At 66.6% G+C, this 18,388-nt stretch carries 16 protein-coding genes; 14 read left to right on the top strand and 2 right to left on the bottom strand.

Annotation, left to right across the window (positions count from 1 at the left end; translation table 11 throughout):
• Position 1 precedes the first annotated feature (1 nt).
• The 6 genes from rodA (at position 2) to lipB (ending at position 5,562) form a co-directional block, all read left to right on the top strand.
• Positions 2-1,162, top strand: coding sequence for a rod shape-determining protein RodA (gene rodA, locus I4484_RS13195; protein ID WP_197447738.1), 1,161 nt, complete (start codon positions 2-4; stop codon positions 1,160-1,162).
• A gap of 61 nt (positions 1,163-1,223) precedes the next feature.
• Positions 1,224-2,288, top strand: a complete 1,065-nt coding sequence (gene mltB, locus I4484_RS13190; protein ID WP_197447737.1) for a lytic murein transglycosylase B — start codon at positions 1,224-1,226, stop codon at positions 2,286-2,288.
• Complete coding sequence (locus tag I4484_RS13185; RefSeq protein WP_234283459.1) at positions 2,285-3,238, top strand: septal ring lytic transglycosylase RlpA family protein; 954 nt, start codon at positions 2,285-2,287, stop codon at positions 3,236-3,238. The genes mltB and I4484_RS13185 overlap by 4 nt, the downstream gene beginning before the upstream one ends.
• 52 nt (positions 3,239-3,290) lie before the next feature.
• The gene (locus I4484_RS13180; protein ID WP_197447736.1) at positions 3,291-4,490 is read left to right on the top strand and encodes a D-alanyl-D-alanine carboxypeptidase family protein; all 1,200 of its coding nucleotides are present in this window, start codon (positions 3,291-3,293) and stop codon (positions 4,488-4,490) included.
• A gap of 67 nt (positions 4,491-4,557) precedes the next feature.
• A complete protein-coding gene (locus I4484_RS13175) occupies positions 4,558-4,866 on the top strand; it encodes a YbeD family protein (protein WP_197447735.1) in 309 nt (102 codons plus the stop codon).
• Complete coding sequence (gene lipB, locus I4484_RS13170; RefSeq protein ID WP_197447734.1) at positions 4,867-5,562, top strand: lipoyl(octanoyl) transferase LipB; 696 nt, start codon at positions 4,867-4,869, stop codon at positions 5,560-5,562.
• A 100-nt stretch (positions 5,563-5,662) separates the two neighbouring features.
• Here the strand turns inward: lipB and lipA are convergent, their stop codons facing one another.
• On the bottom strand, positions 5,663-6,715 hold the full coding sequence (lipA, locus tag I4484_RS13165; RefSeq protein ID WP_197447733.1) for a lipoyl synthase: 1,053 nt from the start codon (positions 6,713-6,715) through the stop codon (positions 5,663-5,665).
• A 179-nt stretch (positions 6,716-6,894) separates the two neighbouring features.
• Complete coding sequence (locus I4484_RS13160; protein ID WP_197447732.1) at positions 6,895-7,884, bottom strand: LysR family transcriptional regulator; 990 nt, start codon at positions 7,882-7,884, stop codon at positions 6,895-6,897.
• Between the two features lie 33 nt (positions 7,885-7,917).
• On the opposite strand from I4484_RS13160, the gene I4484_RS13155 reads away from it, so the two are divergent.
• The 8 genes from I4484_RS13155 (at position 7,918) to I4484_RS13120 (ending at position 18,273) form a co-directional block, all read left to right on the top strand.
• Complete coding sequence (locus I4484_RS13155; protein ID WP_197447731.1) at positions 7,918-8,949, top strand: biotin carboxylase N-terminal domain-containing protein; 1,032 nt, start codon at positions 7,918-7,920, stop codon at positions 8,947-8,949.
• A 127-nt stretch (positions 8,950-9,076) separates the two neighbouring features.
• On the top strand, positions 9,077-11,563 hold the full coding sequence (locus I4484_RS13150; RefSeq protein ID WP_197447730.1) for a DUF3141 domain-containing protein: 2,487 nt from the start codon (positions 9,077-9,079) through the stop codon (positions 11,561-11,563).
• A gap of 266 nt (positions 11,564-11,829) precedes the next feature.
• The gene (gene topA, locus I4484_RS13145; protein WP_197447729.1) at positions 11,830-14,457 is read left to right on the top strand and encodes a type I DNA topoisomerase; all 2,628 of its coding nucleotides are present in this window, start codon (positions 11,830-11,832) and stop codon (positions 14,455-14,457) included.
• Positions 14,454-14,918 (top strand): DUF6586 family protein, encoded by a 465-nt coding sequence (locus I4484_RS13140; RefSeq protein ID WP_197447728.1) that lies wholly within the window; start codon positions 14,454-14,456, stop codon positions 14,916-14,918. The genes topA and I4484_RS13140 overlap by 4 nt, the downstream gene beginning before the upstream one ends.
• A 155-nt stretch (positions 14,919-15,073) precedes the next feature.
• Complete coding sequence (locus I4484_RS13135) at positions 15,074-15,538, top strand: 2-hydroxyacyl-CoA dehydratase (protein WP_197447727.1); 465 nt, start codon at positions 15,074-15,076, stop codon at positions 15,536-15,538.
• Positions 15,539-15,585: 47 nt separating this feature from the next.
• The gene (locus tag I4484_RS13130; RefSeq protein ID WP_197447726.1) at positions 15,586-16,044 is read left to right on the top strand and encodes a hypothetical protein; all 459 of its coding nucleotides are present in this window, start codon (positions 15,586-15,588) and stop codon (positions 16,042-16,044) included.
• A 179-nt stretch (positions 16,045-16,223) separates the two neighbouring features.
• On the top strand, positions 16,224-17,468 hold the full coding sequence (locus I4484_RS13125) for a GspE/PulE family protein (RefSeq protein ID WP_197447725.1): 1,245 nt from the start codon (positions 16,224-16,226) through the stop codon (positions 17,466-17,468).
• Positions 17,469-17,658: 190 nt separating this feature from the next.
• The gene (locus tag I4484_RS13120; RefSeq protein WP_197447724.1) at positions 17,659-18,273 is read left to right on the top strand and encodes a murein L,D-transpeptidase family protein; all 615 of its coding nucleotides are present in this window, start codon (positions 17,659-17,661) and stop codon (positions 18,271-18,273) included.
• Positions 18,274-18,388 lie beyond the last annotated feature (115 nt).

Below are 18,388 nucleotides of genomic sequence, written 5' to 3'. Positions count from 1 at the left end.
GATGACGTGGATGGGAGTGGCAAAGGGGCTGCGCGCGCGGCCGGTGAAGGCACCGCAAGACGGCATATCACGGCGCAAGAGCATCTGGGAGCGCACCCATCTCGACCCCTGGCTGCTGCTGCTGCTGCTGGTACTGCTGGTCGCGGGGCTGGGGGTGCTCTACAGTGCCAGCGGCCAGCGCATCGAAGTGGTCATGGCCCAGGGCACTCGCTTCCTGGTCGCGCTCGTGGTGATGCTGACCCTGGCACAGCTTCCGCCTGCCACGCTGCTGCGCTGGGCGCCGCTGACCTATGGCGCCGGGCTGCTGATGCTGGTCGCGGTGGAGGTCGTGGGCGACATCGGCATGGGGGCCCAGCGCTGGCTCGAGATCCCTGGGGTGATCCGCTTCCAGCCCTCCGAGCTGATGAAGCTGGCCATGCCCCTGATGCTGGCGGCCTGGCTGGGGCGACGCGAACTCCCGCCGCGCTGGAAGGACCTGCTGGTGTGTGCGGCGATACTCGGCGTACCCATCGTGTTGATCGCCAAGCAGCCGGACCTCGGCACCTCCCTGCTGGTGGGGTGCGCCGGGGTCTTCGTGGTGCTGCTGGCGGGGCTCTCGTGGCGCTTCATCGGCCTGCTCTGCGTGGGCGCGGCGGCGGCGCTGCCGCTGCTGTGGATCAACCTGCACAACTACCAGCGGCAGCGGGTGTTGACCTTTCTCAACCCCGAAAGCGACCCTCTGGGGGCCGGTTGGAACATCATCCAGTCGACCACGGCCATCGGCAGCGGTGGCCTGTGGGGCAAGGGCTGGCTGCAGGGAACCCAGTCGCAGCTGGAGTTCCTGCCCGAGCGGCACACCGACTTCATCGTGGCGGTGCTCGGCGAAGAATTCGGCCTGGTGGGCATGCTGCTCGTGCTGCTGCTCTACCTGCTGATCGTGCTCCGCGGGCTGTGGCTCTCCGCCGTGGCCCACGACACCTTCGGGCGCCTGCTGGGCGGCAGTATCATCCTGACGTTCTTCATCTACGTCTTCGTCAACGTAGGCATGGTCAGCGGCATTCTGCCCGTGGTCGGGGTACCGCTACCGTTGGTCAGCTACGGTGGGACCTCCAGCGTGACCTTGCTGGCGGGATTCGGTATTCTCATGTCCATTCATGGGCACCGCCGCCTGCTGCCGCGCTGATGGCCGGCGCAGCGCGTTGCGGGCTCGGACGATGTGGCCCCAGTCAGGGAGTGGCGCAAGCATGAAGCCATCGAGAAAGTGCAAAGGGGCTGGCGCCGCGGTGGTGACCATGGCGCTCTGGTGGGCGGCGCCTGCCGTGCACGCCGCAGACTTTTCCCCTGCCGAGCATGAAGGGGCCAGGCAACTGCTCGAGGAGCTCGCTGGGCGCGGCATCGAGCGTGGCTGGTTGGAGGCGGCGCTGGATGACGCTGCCTTCCAGCAGGGCGTGCTCGACGCCATGGCGGGGGCGGCGGAGCGCCGGCTGCGTTGGGACGAGTATCGCGCGATCTTCCTGCAGCCGGAACGGATCAGTCGCGGGGTCGCCTTCATCGAGGCCCATGAGGAGGCCTTTTCCCGCGCCCAGGCCGAATACGGCGTGCCGCCGGAGATCATTGCCGCCATCATCGGCGTCGAGACCAGCTACGGCCGCTTCACGGGACGCCACCGGGTCATCGACTCGCTGGCGACGCTGGCCTTCCACCATCCGGTTCGCGGAAGTTTCTTTCGTGGCGAACTGGCCGCCTTTCTCGAGATCAGCCACGAGCAGGAGGTCGAGCCCGGCAGCCTCACGGGTTCCTATGCCGGTGCCATGGGCTATCCGCAGTTCATACCCAGCAGCTACCGTGCCTATGCGGTGGATTTCGACGGCGACGGCCAGCGCGACCTGTGGACCAACCCGGTCGATGCCATCGGCAGCGTGGCCAATTATTTCGCCGAGCATGGCTGGCGTCCGGGCGAGCCCATCTATACCGAGGCCGAAGGGCCTGCCACGCCGCCCGGGGCGATCGAGTTCAACCAGACCCGGCGGCCCTATCAGGCATTGAGCGAGCTGGAGCGCTCCGGCGTCGATTCCGTCGCTGAACTCGACGAATCGACCCGGGTCATTCCGCTGGCGCTGGAGGTCGACGATACGCAGTGGCGCTACCGACTGGGTTACGAGAACTTCTATGTCATCACCCGTTACAACCACAGCCATCTCTACGCCATGGCCGTGACCGAGCTGGCCGAGGCGATAGCGGAGCTGCGCGAGCTGGAGCCTTTCCCGCTGTCCGCCTCCGTGTCCGACGAGCAGGAGGGTGCGCTGTGAAGACGCTGTGGTTGGGACTGGCCATGACGCTGCTGCTGGCAGGCTGTGCCGGCAGCGGATCGAGTACCCCGGCGCAGCGAGACGGCGGCCCGGCAGCGGCGACGTCGACGGAGCGCTACGCCATGAGCGGTGATGCCTACCCCCAGGACCCGCCCGACGTGAGCCAGATCCCCGACGCCGTGCCGCGCGCCGAGGCACCCTCGCGGGGGGGCAACCGTCCGGTCTACGAGGTATGGGGCAAGACCTATCGCGTCCTGCCGGATGCCCGCGGCTACGCGCGGCAGGGCACCGCGTCCTGGTACGGCCAGAAGTTTCACGGCTACGCCACCTCGAACGGTGAGATCTATGACATGTACAAGATGAGCGCGGCGCATCGCTCGTTGCCGCTGCCGACCTATGCCCGCGTCACGAACCTGGACAACGGTCGCTCGGTGATCGTGCGGGTCAATGACCGCGGCCCGTTCCACAACGACCGCGAGATCGACCTCTCCTACGCCGCCGCGGCAAGACTCGACATCCTCGACCGCGGTACCGGTCGGGTGAAGGTCGAAGCAATCGACCCGGTGGCCTGGCAGGCCGAAAACGGCGGCAGTGGAGCGAACCGGCCTGCAGTCGCCGCTGTCCAACCCGCGGCCGATAGCGCGCCGCGGCGTGACGTGGCGGCACCGGCACGCACCGGGGACGCCTCGGCGCCCAGCGCACCCAGCCAGGCGAGCAGCCAGACGCCGATCTACCTGCAGATCGCGGCGCTGGGCTCGGCCGACAACGCGCGAGCGCTCAAGGCGCGCCTGGAGGACGAGCTGTCGCATCCGGTTCGCGTGGCGGACGCCGCCGGCATGTACCGGGTTCAGGTCGGCCCCCTCGCCCATGCCGGGCAGGTCGAGCCCGCCCGCGATGAGCTGAGACGTGCCGGTTTCGATCAAGCCTTTATCGTCAATGGCGCCGACTGAACGGCGCACCTTACCCTTGACCTTTCTCGACGTAGCGATGAGATCCATGCCCATGCGAGTGCTGTTTTCCCGTTTCCGTTCGCGTCTTCTCCCATTGACGCTGCTCGGCCTGATGCTGGTCGTTTCCCAGGCCATGGCGCAAGCGGTGCCGCAGCCCCAGACGCTGATACCCGCTTCACCGCAGATCGCGGCGAAGTCGTGGATACTGATGGATGCCGACAGCGGCAGGGTGCTGGCCGAGCACAACGCCGACGAACGCCTGCCACCGGCGAGCCTGACCAAGTTGATGACGGCCTATCTGGTCGAGCGCGAGCTGAATCGCGGCAACGTCAGCCTGGACGATACCGTGCGCGTCAGCGAGAACGCCTGGCGAACGGGTGGCTCCAAGATGTTCATCGAGGTCAACACGGACGTCACGATTCGCGACCTGCTCTACGGGATCATCATCCAGTCCGGCAACGATGCCAGTGTCGCCGTGGCCGAGCATCTTGCCGGAGGCGAAGCGCCCTTCGCCGACATGATGAATCAGCATGCGTCCCGGCTGGGCCTGAACAACACCCAGTTCGTCAACGCCACGGGGCTTCCCCATCCCGAGCACTACTCCACGGCGCGCGATCTGGCGCGGCTTTCCCAGTACATCATCGACGACTATCCCGAGCACTACGCCATCTACGCCGAGAAGTACTTCACCTACAACGACATCCGCCAGCCCAACCGCAACCGCTTGCTGTGGCGCGACCCGACGGTGGATGGCCTGAAGACGGGGCATACCGACGAGGCGGGTTATTGCCTGGTGGCCTCGGCCGAGCGCGATGGCATGCGACTCATCTCGGTCGTCATGGGCACCAGCTCCGAAGAGGCGCGTGCCCAGGAGACCCAGAAGCTGCTCAGCTACGGGTTCCGCTACTATGAGACGCTCGAGCTCTACGAGCAGGGGGCGGTACTGAACTCGCCGCGCATCTGGGGGGGCGAGAAGGACGAACTGCGCGTTGGTGTCGACAGCGATGTCGCGATGACGCTGCCGCGCGCGCGCAACCAGGAACTCAGCGCGCGGCTCGACATTCGCCCCGACCTCACCGCGCCGATCAGCCTCGGTGACCGGGTGGGCACGCTGGAGGTGCGTCTCGGTGAGGAGGTCGTGGGTGAGCAGCCCCTGGTAGCCCTCGAGTCGATCGAGGAGGGCGGGCTGTTCAAGCGGCTGTTCGACCAGGTGCGGCGATTCTTCAGCAACCTGCTCAGCGGGTGGTTCTAGTCGTGCCTTGGTCGGCGTCGGATAGTTGAGTAAAATAGTCGGAAATCCCCACGAGGCGCTCATGGCCATGTCTGACAACAAACTGCGCGACCTGCGTCAGCCGCCGGCTGCCGCGGTGTCGGCGCCAACGATCACCTTCCCTTGCGATTACCCGATCAAGGTGGTGGGTGACGCTGCCGAGGATTTCACCGCTACCGTCTGCCAGGTGGTGCAGCGTCATGACGCAAGCTTCGATGCGTCCAGCATCGAAGTGGTGGCGAGCCGCAATGCCCGCTTCCAGTCGGTGCGATTGACGATGCGCGCCACCGGCGAGGCCCAGCTCAAGGCGTTGTTCGCCGAGCTCAAGGCCACCGGGCGCGTGCACATGGTGGTGTAGTTGAGCGGCCAGGCGGGAGGGGCGCCGATTACCCTGCTGCGCCTGGGCCGGCGCCCCTACCAGCCGGTATGGCAGGCCATGCGCGAATTGACCGACGGCCGCTGCGAGGCGACGCCGGATCAGTTCTGGCTGGTGGAGCATGACCCGGTGTTCACCCAGGGGCAGGCAGGCAAGCCCGAGCATCTGCTGATGCCAGGCGATATCCCCGTGGTGCAGACCGACCGAGGCGGACAGGTGACCTATCACGGTCCCGGTCAGGTCGTGCTCTATCCCTTGCTCGACGTACGCCGGGCCCGGCTGGGCGTTCGCGATCTCGTCTCGGCGATCGAGAATGCCGTCATCGCCGTGCTGGCCGAGCGCGGCGTCGAGGCCCACGCCCGGCCGGATGCCCCCGGGGTCTATGTCGGTGAGGCCAAGATCGCCTCGCTGGGCCTGCGCATACGGCGCGGTGCGAGCTATCACGGCGTGGCGCTCAACGTCGATGCCGACCTGGCTCCCTTCCAGCGCATCAATCCTTGTGGTTATGCCGGCATGGCCATGACACGCCTGGCCGACCTGGTCGCCGAGCCGCTCTCCCTCGATCAGGTCGGCACCCGCCTTGCCGAGTGCCTGGCGCTGCAGCTGGGACGCGAGCTCGTCCCGGATGAGGCGGCCTTGCCCGCCCGGCTGACGGCGAAGGCTGCGCAAGTCGATTGAGTGCGGCGCCGTCAGTCGACGGGGGCAGGGAAGACAAAAAGGCGACCGCGAGGTCGCCTTTTTTGCGCTTGGGCCGTGGCTCCGCCGGTGGGGCGGGTTGTCAGCCGACGTTGACCGCCTGGATGCGATTGGGGTCGGTTGCCTGGCCCGGCACCTCGGCCGGCGCGGCCAGGCCCAGGTTGTTCTTCTCGAACACCCGGTCGGCCCGATAGCTGGAGCGCACCAGCGGCCCGGAGGCCACCTCCATGAAGCCCTTCTCCAGGCCCAGGCGGCGATAGCGCTCGAATTCGTCCGGCGTCACCCAGCGCTCCACCGGCAGGTGGTTGCGGGTGGGGCGCAGGTACTGGCCGAGGGTGACGATGTCGACATCGATGGCACGCAGGTCGTCGAAAGTGGCGAGGATCTCCTCGTCGGTCTCGCCGAGGCCGAGCATCAGGCTGGTCTTGGTCAGCACGCCGGGGCGGTGACGCTTGGCGTGGGCCAGCACGTCGAGGGTCTTGCGGTAACCGGCGCGGGGGTCGCGCACGTAGTGGGTGAGTCGTTCCACCGTTTCGACGTTCTGGGCGAACACCTCGAGGCCGGAGTCGACCACCCGCTCGATGGCGGACGGGTCGCCGTCGAAGTCGGGCGTCAGCGCCTCGACCACCACTTCAGGGGTATTCGCCTTGATCGCGCGGATACACGCGGCATAGTGGGCGGCGCCGCCGTCGTCCAGGTCGTCGCGGTCGACCGAGGTCAGTACCACGTAGCGCAGCCCCATCAACTCCACCGACTTGGCGGTGTTGGCCGGCTCCTCGGCGTCCAGCCAGCCGCGCGGATTGCCGGTGTCGACGGCGCAGAAGCGGCAGGCGCGGGTACACACCGAGCCCATCAGCATGATGGTGGCCGTACCGTTGCTCCAGCACTCGCCCATGTTGGGGCAGTGCGATTCGGCGCATACCGTGCTCAGGCGATGCTCGTTGACGTTGCGTTTCACCGCCTCGAAGCGGCCGCCGCCGGGGATCTGGGCGCGCAGCCACTGCGGCTTGCGACCCGGTTCGGGACGCCCCTCGGCTTGGCTGCGTTGCTTGATGCCATCCTTGATGGCGGCGAAACCATGCTCGGTACGGAACTTCGCGCCGCTCGGCACGCGTTTCGAGGTGCTGTCGCTCATAGGGTGTGAGCCCCTCCACTCGGCGGCTGCCACAACCATGCCGCGGTGCGGCGGGACGTCGGGTCCGGGCGGCACCAGCCCGCATGGCAGCAATTGATACGATGGTCGCAGGCCCGTAATCTACCATATCCCCGCCTGCCTGGCACAGCGCTCCGCGCCGGTACCAGGGGCCGAAGCCTTCAGCCGGGCGGGATCGGCAGGCAGACCACGCCGTGATCGGGCATCGGCTGCGGTGGGGCCTTGAAGTGTGCTTCGATCTCGCCGAGCCGCTCGCGCACGAAACGCAGGAAGAGTTCGGTGACGGGGGTGGGGAAGCGATCCCGGGGATAGACCGTGCACCAGGAGCGACGCAGGGGAAACCCGGGCAGGGGCAGCTCGGCCAGCAGCCCCGCGCCCAGCTCCAGGCGAACGGCCAGGCGCGGCAGCACCGTGACGCCCAGGTGCGCCATCACGCCCTGCTTGATCGCCTCGTTGGTACCCAGCTCCATGGTATGCTGGAGCGCGACGTCCTGTTCGGCCGCGAGCTGCTCGAAGGCGGTGCGTACGCCCGACCCCGACTCGCGCATCAGCAGGTAGTGGCGGGCTAGGTCCTCCAGCGTGGGAGAGGGGGCCTCGAGCAGCGGATGACCGGGCCAGACGATGGGAATCAGTTCGTTCTCGAGAAACGGCATGAAGACCAGGTTGTCATCGTCCTCGGGCACCATGGCCATGATCACCAGGTCGTCGCGGCGTGCCGCCAGTCTTTCCAGCGCCTGGCTGCGGTTGCATACCTGCAGCCGCACCTGGACGTTGGGATAGTGGGCACGAAAGCGGGCGATCAGATGGGGCACCACGTACTGCGCCGTCGATACGGCGGCCAGGTTCAGTTCGCCGGAGATCGTGCCGTCCATGTCCGATAGCGTCATCTGCAGGCGCGAGACCTGGCCGAAGATGGCCTGGGTCGAGGCCGCCAGCGCATCGGCCGCCGGTAGCACGTGCAGGGTCTTGCCGGCGTACTTGAACAGCGGCTGACCCAGGGCCTGTTCGAGCTGGCGGATCTGCGCGCTGACCGCCGGCTGGGTCAGGCCCAGCTGTTCGGCGGCGCGGGAATAGGACTGCTGGCGATGCACGGCCTGGAACACCTGGAGCTGGCGAAAGGTCAGGCGGTTCAGCAGGCTAGGCGTTGTCATCTATCAATCCGCTAGAGGGGTCGGGGAGGCCCGTTGAAGAAGCCCTTTCATGCTATCACCGCCGACGGTCGGGGTCATGCCGCCGGCCTCGCCGGACACCGGCAAGCGTCGTCCAGCCCCGCTCCCGGCGTGCTGCGCCAGGGCGGCTGGCATGGCGTCATGCTGGCGGGCAGCGGCCTGGGCGCGCTGCGGGCCGGCCAGGCCTGCACGGAACTCGAGTTGGTCTGGCATGGCAGCGGTGGCAGGACCGGCGATGCCCTGGTGGAGCACGCCCAGCGGCTGGGCTGCGAGGCCGTGCATCCCGGGGAGGCGCTAGCCGAGGAGCAGTGGCGCCTCGCCCGGGCCTGTTCGCGTGCGGGTCTGGTCTTCATCGGCCCGCAGGAGGCCCACATCGCCGCCATGTGCGATGACGAGGCCGCGCGGCAGTTGATGCGTGAGGCGGGGTTGCCCTTGGGCGAACCGCAGGCGCCACGGGTACACCTGCCGGTGCTGGCCGATTGCCGCGGCCAGGCACTGGCCCTGGTCGAGCACGAGCTGCTCGGCGCGGGGTTCGCCATGGCCCCCAGCGAGCGGCTGACGCCCGAGCAACGCGCCTATCTGGGGCAGCTTGCCGTGCACGGCGCCCGCTCGTTCGGCCTGGTCGGCCTGGCGACGCTGAGTTTTTCGCTGGCCGACAACCGGCTGGGGTTCGTTGGCATGCGCCCCGCTCTGACGGGCTACGAGGGGCTGGCCGAAGTGCTGACCGGGCTCGACCTGGCGGTGGAACAGATCCGCCTGGTGGCGGGAGAGCGGTTGCGGCGTCCCCGGGTCGGCCACATGGGGCATGGCCCGGGCCGGCCTGGGCAGGCGCGCTGGCGCCTGCTCCTGCCAGGAGGCGGGCAATTGGGAGGTGGGCCCGGCGTCAGGCTTGACCGCCCCACCCCGGAAGCGGGCGAGACCGGGATGCGCCTGCTGGTATGGGGGCGAGACGGCGCGGAGGCCCGCCGCCGCGAGCATCGAGCCTTGACGGAGTGGTATGGGCGCCCGGCTGGCGTCGGCGAAGACAGCGACGGAACGGGCGGGTAAGCGCTTCACAAAAAATCGACAAAACGGCTGCATTGCAATGACGCAGGGCGTACTATGCTTGCTGCATCGCAGCATTTTTTCTCCTTCCGCTGTCGAAACCCAATAGCGGAGACAACAGGAGCCGAGCATGAACGCACCCTTGCCGATACCCCCGACAGAAGTTTTCAGCTTCCTGGATCCATTCGGTTTCGGTCGTGCCGCCTTCGATTACTGGCGGGACGCCGTCGAGCGCAGCGTGCTGTACATGGATGTGATGCGCGAGCGCGGCAACCAGTATCTCGAGCACATCGAGAAGACCAAGCCCAATGTGTTGGGCTTCAACGCCGAGGTGGTAATGGACGGTCGCGAACTGCCGCGGCCGGTCAACTACGAACTGATGCAGATTTTGCCTCCGGCCGGTGTCGAGGTCGATCTCCAGGCGCGCCCCTTCGTGGTCGTCGACCCGCGGGCCGGGCATGGCCCCGGCATCGGTGGATTCAAGCCCGACAGTGAAATCGGCGTTGCCCTGCGGGCGGGCCATCCCTGCTATTTCATCGGTTTTCTGCCTTATCCCGAACCCGGTCAGACGGTGGAGGACGTGGTGGAGGCGGAGATTGCCTTCCTGCGTCGTGTGGTCGAACTCCATCCTGAATCGAGCGAGAAACCGATGGTCGTCGGCAACTGCCAGGCGGGCTGGCAGATCATGATGGCGGCCTCGCTCGAGCCCGAAGTCTTCGGACCGATCCTGATCGCCGGGGCGCCGCTCTCCTATTGGGCCGGCGAGCGGGGCAAGGCGCCCATGCGCTATACCGGCGGCATGACCGGCGGCAGCTGGATGACGACCCTGGCCAGCGACTTGGGCGATGGACTGTTCGATGGTGCCCTGCTGGTACAGAACTTCGAGCGGCTCAATCCGGCCAATACCTGGTGGGACAAGCAGTATCGGCTGTATGCCAACGTCGACACCGAGGCCGAGCGCTATCTCAATTTCGAGCGCTGGTGGGGTGGTCACGTGGTGCTGGGCGGCGAGGAGATCCAGTACATCGTCGACAACCTGTTCGTCGGCAACCGGCTCTCCACCGCACAACTGGTCACGTCGGACGGGCGTCGCATCGACCTGCGCAACGTGCGCTCGCCGGTGGTAGTGTTCTGCTCACAGGGCGACGACATCACGCCGCCGCCCCAGGCACTGGGCTGGGTGCGCGATCTCTACGGCGACACCGACGACATCGTCGCCAGCGAACAGACCATCGTCTATTGCGTGCACGACAGCACCGGTCATCTGGGGATCTTCGTGTCGGGCAGCGTGTCGCGCAAGGAGCATGCCGAGTTCACCGCCAACATCGACTACATCGACGTGCTGCCGCCGGGGTTGTACGAGACCACGGTGACCAGTGCCGATGAGCGCGACGATGCCGAGCTGCTCGAGCGCGACTACCTGCTCGAGTTCAAGGCGCGCTCCATCGAGGGGCTCAACCGCGACGTGCTGCATCACCGCGAGGACGACGACCGGCGCTTCGCCACCGTGGCGCGCCTCTCGGAGACCAACCTCGGGCTCTACCGGCTGTTCGTGCAGCCCTGGATCCGGGCCGTGATTACCCCGGAGGCGGCTCGCCTGATGCGCCGCCTGCATCCGATCCGGCTGGGCTACAAGCTACTATCCGATCGCAATCCCCTGTCGGTGCCGCTGCCGGTGCTGGCCGAGTGGGTGCGTGAGGACCGCCATCCCGTCGCCGAGGACAATCTCCTGCGAACCATGGAGCGGGCCGTGTCGGAGCAGATCTCCCGTAGCCTGGACACCTGGCGCGAGATACGCGACCAGAGCATCGAGCACACCTTCCTGACGGTGTATGGCCAGCCGCTGCTACAGGCCATGGTTGGCCTGGGCGGCGACGCCCATATCCATCGCCGCCAGCCCGGCAGCGAGCCGGAACATCGTCGCTTCCTGGAGCGGCGCCAGGACGAACTGCGCCAGCGCGTGGCCGAAGGCGGCATCCACGAGGCGGTGATGCGCTCGGTGATCCATGTGCTGGGTGGGGCACCCACGACCGATGAGCGTAACTTCAAGCGCCTGCGGGCCTCGCGCGCCGAGCTGGAGCCGGGCGCCAGTCTGTCGGACTTCAAGCATCTGGTGCGTGAGCAGTTCTTCATCCTCAAGCTGGATCGTGAGGCGGCGCTGGCGGCGATTCCTCAGCTGTTGGCGGGGGAGTCGGGCGAGTCGATACGCGCGTCGCTGGAGCATATCGACCACGTGCTGGCGGCAAGCGGGGAGCTCTCCGAGCACGCCCGCAAGCGCTACGAGCACATCCAGGCGCTGTTCGGCGAGGCGCTGGAGCGGGTTGACCCGGCGGAGCGTCGCCAGGCGCTGGCCGAGCTTCACGACCAGGTGGCGACGGGGGCCAGGGCCGAGGCCACGGCGCGCAGCGAGATGGCGAGCCTGCTCAGGGCCGAGCCCGAGGCAGCCAAGCCCGATCAGGCGAGGCGCTCCACCGGTTCGAAGGCGCGAACCGGAAAGGCGCGAACCGGAAAGGTGAGGAAGGCGGCTTCCCGGCCGCAGGCCGACAGCCCTTCCGACGCTACCCGGAGCGAGGCGAACAGCAGGCCGGACGCTTCGCGCAAGCCTCGCAAGCGTTGAGCAAGAGGTTTCGCGAATACGCCCCGGCGCCCCTGTCAATCGTGGCAGGGGCGCTGGTCGTTTGGCGGCGCGAAGTCGCGACGGGGCATGACCGACTTGATGCCTCTTTCCCATTGCTGCTTTACTGCCGCCATGTGAAGCGACTGGCGTGAAACGGGTGGCTGGGGTAGGGTAAGCGGATTTTTCACCGTCTCCGCCGAGGAACCGGTGGACCGGAACCGTTCAGGTGGGGCTCGAGAACCCTGCCGTGCAGAATGTGGAGCGCTATGGGCAAGTCATTGGTCATCGTCGAGTCGCCGGCCAAGGCCAAGACGATCAACAAGTATCTCGGCAGCGAGTTCGTCGTGAAGTCGAGCGTGGGACACATCCGTGACCTGCCGACCAGCGGCTCGGGCAAGGCGGCCTCCGATCCCAAGGAGCGCGCCCGGCAGGCGGCGGCAACGCGCAAGATGTCGCCCGAGGAGAAGGCCGAGTACAAGAAACACAAGGCCAGGGATCAGCTCATCCGGCGCATGGGCATCGATCCCGAACAGGGCTGGAAGGCCCACTACGAGATCCTGCCCGGCAAGGAGAAGGTGGTGGCCGAGCTGCAGAAGCTCGCCGAGAAGGCCGACACCGTCTATCTCGCCACCGATCTCGACCGGGAGGGGGAGGCCATCGCCTGGCACCTCAAGGAGACCATCGGCGGCGACGACGCGCGCTATCGCCGCGTGGTGTTCAACGAGATCACCAAGAACGCCATCAAGGAGGCGTTCCAGGAGCCCGGCACGCTCAACATTCCCCGTGTCGAGGCGCAGCAGGCACGGCGCTTCCTCGACCGCGTGGTGGGCTTCATGCTCTCGCCGCTGCTGTGGGCCAAGATCGCCCGCGGCCTCTCGGCCGGCCGAGTGCAGTCCGTAGCGGTGCGCCTCATCGTCGAGCGCGAGCGCGAGATTCGCGCCTTCGTGCCCGAGGAGTTCTGGGACGTGCATGCCGATCTCGTCTCCGACCAGGGCGAGCCGGTGCGATTCGAACTGGTGCGCCAGGACGGCAAGACCTTCCGGCCCACCTCGGAGGCCGAAACGCTCGAGCGTATCGAGCGTCTGCGCAAGGCAAGCCTTGCCATCACGGCGCGGGAGGACAAGCCCACCCGGTCGAAGCCGAATGCCCCCTTCATTACGTCGACCCTGCAGCAGGCCGCCAGCGGGCGCCTCGGCTTCTCGGTGAAGAAGACCATGACCCTGGCCCAGCGCCTCTACGAGGCGGGCTACATCACCTACATGCGTACCGATTCCACCAACCTGTCCCAGGATGCGGTGGCCATGGCGCGCGAGCATATCGAGCAGGCCTACGGCAAGCGCTACCTGCCCGAGTCGCCCAATCGCTACTCGAGCAAGGAGGGCGCGCAGGAGGCCCACGAGGCGATCCGCCCCTCCGACGTCAATCGTCAGGCCGGCGACCTGGCCGGCATGGAGCGCGACGCCGAGCGACTCTACGATCTGATCTGGCGGCAGTTCGTGGCGTGCCAGATGACGCCGGCCGAATACCTCTCCAGCACCCTCTCCGTGGAAGCCGACGGCTACGAGCTCAAGGCCAAGGGGCGGGTGCTCAAGTTCGACGGCTATACCCGGGTGCTCAAGCCCGCGGGCAAGAACGAGGACCAGGCGCTGCCTGACCTCGCCGAGGGCACGCCGATGCGGCTCGAGGCGCTCGACCCCCAGCAGCACTTCACCAAGCCGCCGGCCCGCTATACCGAGGCGAGCCTGGTCAAGGAGCTGGAGAAGCGCGGCATCGGGCGTCCCTCGACCTATGCCTCGATCATCTCCACCATCCAGGATCGCGGCTACGTCAAGCTGGAGAGCCGGCGCTTCTATGCCGAAAAGCTCGGCGACATCGTCACCGAGCGGCTCAAGGAGTCGTTTCCCGACCTGATGGACTACTCCTTTACCGCGCGCATGGAGGACAGTCTCGACGAGGTCGCCGAGGGCGAGCGCAACTGGCGCGAGCTGCTCGACGCCTTCTATGCCGAGTTCCGCGAGGAACTGGAGGCCGCCGAGAGCGAGGAGGGCATGCGCCCCAACCAGCCGGTGCCCACCGATATCGACTGCCCCACCTGTGGCCGCAAGATGCAGATCCGCACGGCGTCAACCGGAGTGTTCCTGGGTTGCTCCGGCTACAACCTGCCGCCCAAGGAGCGCTGCAAGACCACCATCGACCTGCTGCCCGGCGACGAGGCGGTCCCCGCCGATGCCGGCGAAGAGGCCGAGACCCAGGCCCTGCGCGCCAAGCATCGCTGCCCCAAGTGCGGCACGGCGATGGACAGCTATCTGATCGACGAGAGCCGCAAGCTGCATATCTGCGGCAACAGCCCAGACTGCGAGGGCTACGAGATCGAGCACGGCAGGTTCCGCATCAAGGGCTACGAGGGGCCGACCATCGAGTGCGACAAGTGCGGCAGCGAGATGCAGCTCAAGTCGGGCCGGTTCGGCAAGTATTTCGGCTGCACCAACGAGGCATGCAAGAACACCCGCAAGCTGCTGCGCAACGGTGAGGTCGCCCCGCCGAAGATGGACCCCATCCCGATGCCCGAGCTGGCCTGTCAGAAGGTCGACGATCACTACGTGCTGCGCGACGGTGCCAGTGGCCTGTTCCTGGCGGCGAGCAAGTTTCCGCGCAATCGCGAGACGCGGCCGCCTCTGGTGCGGGAACTGAAGGCCCACGCCGGTGAGCTGCCGGAGAAGTATCGCTATCTGCTCGATGCCCCCAGCGAGGATCCCGATGGCCGCCCGGCCCAGATCCGCTACTCGCGCAAGAGCAAGGAGCAGTTCGTCATGACCGAGGAAGAGAGCAAGGCGACCGGCTGGCGGGCGATCTACGCTGACGGTAGATGGCAGGTGGAGGACAAGCGCAAGTGAGCCCGCGAGCCCGTACCAACCAGTTGCTCTACCAGGCCGAGCTGCTCCTGGCGGTCCCCCCGGGTGAGGACGAGCACGCCGAGGCGCGGCGCATGGCCACCGAGGAGGCCGCACTGGCGCTGACCGAACTGGCGCTCGAGTCGCTGCTGCGTGAGGTCACCGAGCATGCCCGGCTGGAGCGCCACGACTGGCGCGACCTGCTGGGTGCCGAGGGGGCCGGCATTGCCGAGCTGCATCGTCTGCGCGAGCTGGCGATGCGTCCCGAAAGTTGGCTTGGCTGGCTGTTGCAGCGCATCGAGGCGCTGCATGCGAGCGAGGGCGTGGCGCGTCGGCGCAACTCCTCGCAGCAGGGGCTGATAGCGGTGGGCAGCGGCGCTGCGCTGGGCGACGAGCTGCGCGCCTGCCTGCGTGAGGCCAAGAGCGAGATCGCCGCGCTGCGTGAGACCAGCGAGGAGTGGTAGGGCAGGCGCCTGTCACCCGTTTACTCCGTGCCATCCGGCATCGGTGCCAATCGCCTTCGATTGATACAAGTCAAGCGACGGCGGTCGGCTTTGGCTAGGATGAAAGCAAGCAGCTGGTCGTCGAGGCTGGCTGAGCGACATCGAGGGGGGCTCGCATGCGCTTTCATCAAGTCAAGGAGCTGGTCGAGTGGGCGGCCGACTATCATGCCCGTATGGCCGATCACTATTCCCAGCTGGCCGCAACGGGTAACGACGAACGGGTGAGAATGGCGCTGGAATACCTGGCGCAGCGTGAGCGCAAGCTGCAAGCCGACCTGCTGGGCTATCTCGACGATGGCAGCGATCATGAGGGCGTGCTCAACACCTGGTTCGACGACCCCAACGACTTTCCCCACCCCCCGGTACTCGAACGCTTGCCAGAGGGCGTCGCGGGCGAGAGCGTACAGGGCGTGCTGGCAACGGCACTGACCGCACACCGGACCCTTCAGGACCTTTACGCCCATCGCGCCGATCTGGCTGGCGGCAGCCGTGAAAAGGAGTTCTTCGAGGCCCTGGCCAAGGGGCACGAGGGGGAAGTGCGCCGCCTGGTGCGTGACATGCAGCGGCTCGAAGACTATTGAGTTTATGTGCCAGACTGCAAATAGACCCTTCGATCAAGGAGATCGCCATGCCGGAACGTTTCATGTTGAGCTCCATCTCTAACGATCTTCTCTCTCCCGAGATGCTCGGGTACTGGAGCGATGAGTCGCTGCGTGAGGTGCCGGACGACTCCGGCATCTATTGCGTCTTTCGTGCCGCCGCGGACCCCGAGACCCATGAGATGGAGGTCCAGCAACTGCTCTATGTGGGTGAGCATCGCAACGTGCGTTACGGTTTGCAGCATCATCCCGACAGGGAGAAATGGCGTGCCTTCCTGCAGCCCGGCGAGGAGCTGTGGTACTCGATGGGCTTGAGCGGCCATGCCAACCGGGAGCGCCTGGCCGCCGCCATGATCCATGCGCACAAGCCCCGGTTCAACGGTGACAGCGAGTACCTGGACCGTTACCCGTTCCCCGAGACCACGGTGCACATCTACGGGAAGAAGCACAAGCTGCAGAGCATCTTCACCGTGGAGCCACGCCCCTAGCGTAACCGAACGGATCGATGCGTGCCGAGAGCGCCCCCGCAGGCAGGCCTGCCGGGGGCGCTGTGCTTGGCGTGCCGTGGCGGCATGCCGGACTGCGGCGCGGCGCGCTTGAGCTAGACTGCTGTCAGCGGCCGAGCGCCAGCGCCGCATGTCCAGGGTCAATCAGGGAGGAGCAGGCCGTGCTGGAGCAGACCTATCAGCGCCACTTGCTGCCGGCATTGTCGGCGCAGTTGGAAGCGGAGCAGGCGTCGGGCAGTGGAACGCTGGAGGCTTACGCTCTGCTCGACGATGCCCTGCGCGCCAGGGCCACCGACGTGCACCTCGATCCCGAGCCGGAGGCCTATCGCATTCGTCTGCGCATCGATGGGCGTATCGTCGATGCACTGCGGGTCGATGCAGTGCAAGGCGCGCGCCTGGTGAACCAGTATAAGGTGCTGTCGAAGCTCAATCCGGTGCCTTCCCTGGTTACCGCGGAGGGCAGCTTCCGCTGGACACGGGAGGCGAGCGGCGAAGGGGAGCGCTACCTGCGCGTCACGGCGGTGCACTGCGTGACGGGGGAGAAGCTGGCGATTCGCTTCCTGGCGCCGCCGCGATCTTTCGACGACATCGAGGAGCTGGGAATCGGCGAGGAAGGGGCGTTGGGCATCAGGCGCTGGATGGACGCCACGGGCAGCATGTTGCTGGTCGCCGGTCCCACCGGTGCCGGCAAGACCACTACGCTCTACACCCTGCTGGGTCAGCTGCAGTTGACCGACAGTCACGTGGTCACCCTGGAGAATCCCGTCGAATATAGCGTTCCCGGCATCAACCAGATCCAGGTGGACCTCGACCATGGTCTGGATTTCGCCAGCGGCACCCGTTCGCTCCTGCGGCTGGATCCCGACTACGTGCTCATCGGGGAAATTCGTGACCGCGAGTCGGCCCTTGCCGCCCTGAGCGTGACCAGCAGCGGTCGTTCGCTGATGGGAACGCTGCACAGTCGCGACGCCGTGGGGGTGGTGACCTCGATGCGCCAGCTCGGCCTCAGCGACAGTGAGATCAGTGCCAACCTGGGGCTGGTCATCGCCCAGCGGCTGGTGCGCCGGCTGTGCCCGCATTGCCGTGAGCAGGCGGCACCCGACCACAGCGACCGCGAATGGCTGGAGGCGATCGGTCATGTGCCGCCGGCGCTGACCTGGGTTGCCAAGGGCTGTCCGCAGTGCGATGGACTCGGGTTTCGCGGCCGTATCGGCGTGTTCGAGATCTGGCAGCTGGCTCCCGAGGACCATGCCCGCATCCTGCGTCATGCCGACGAGTCAGAGCTGCGCCGCAGCCTGCTCGAGCGCGGTATCGAGCTGATGCTCGAGGATGGCCTGACCAAGGCCGAGGCGGGCATCACCAGCCTGCGGGAAGTGTTTCGCATGGGAGCCATACTGTCGGCTTGAGCCGTGGCAGCGCGGCGAGAGGTGTAGAGCTGGCAATATACTGGTGCACAAGAAGCTTGCTGGCCTGAGGATGGAGGGCAAGCATCAGCCCGGCGGGGCCCGGGTCCGGTTACGTTAAGTGAACTGACAGTCGACAAGCGATACGTTATAAAGCGCCTGTCGCCAACCATTCCGTCTGTGTGAGGAGCCGATGAGATCCGTTTCCCGCCGTCGCTTCGGCCAGCTCGCCCTATTGGCGCCTTTCACGCTCCTCCTGCCTCGTGAGGGCCGAGCCAACCTCATCGAAACCCTATTGGCGCGTGCTCACCTGCCTCGTCATGCCAATGAAGTGTGGGTTCTCGTCGACGACCGCGAGGCCGCGTTGAGCCTCTACCGTGGCGAGCGACTCCTCGAGCGCTTCGCGCCCATCTCGCTGGGGCGCTCCGGGGCCAGCATCATGCGAACCCAGGGGGACAACACAACCCCGAAGGGGGAATTTCGCGTCAACCGGTTCAACTGGGAGAGCGACTGGCACATTTTCATCGGGCTGGACTATCCCACGCCCTCCCATGCGCGCATGGCGTTGGAATCAGGGCTTTACACGGAGCAGGATTACGCAGATTATTTCGCCTACTACCGCCGCCACGGGTATCCGCCGCAGCGCACCGTACTGGGGGGCTTCATCGGGATCCATGGTGTCGGTAGGGGGGACCCGGAGATTCATGCCAGCTATCACTGGACTCAGGGATGTGTGGCGGTGACCGACGAACAGATCGAAAGGCTTTCCGAGCTAATCGACATTGGCACTCGCGTCGTCATCCGCTAGGCTCAAGATACGCAAGGGACGTTTCGAGCTATGGACAAGCGCCGTCTGGTATTATAAAACAGCGTTTGACTCCTGTGCTTGGCAGCAGTCGCTGCAAGAATCCTGCATTGAGCAG

It is taken from the genome of Halomonas sp. SS10-MC5 (assembly GCF_015992245.1).
GTDB lineage: Bacteria > Pseudomonadota > Gammaproteobacteria > Pseudomonadales > Halomonadaceae > Halomonas > Halomonas sulfidoxydans.
This window is presented reverse-complemented; position numbering and strand designations above follow the sequence as displayed.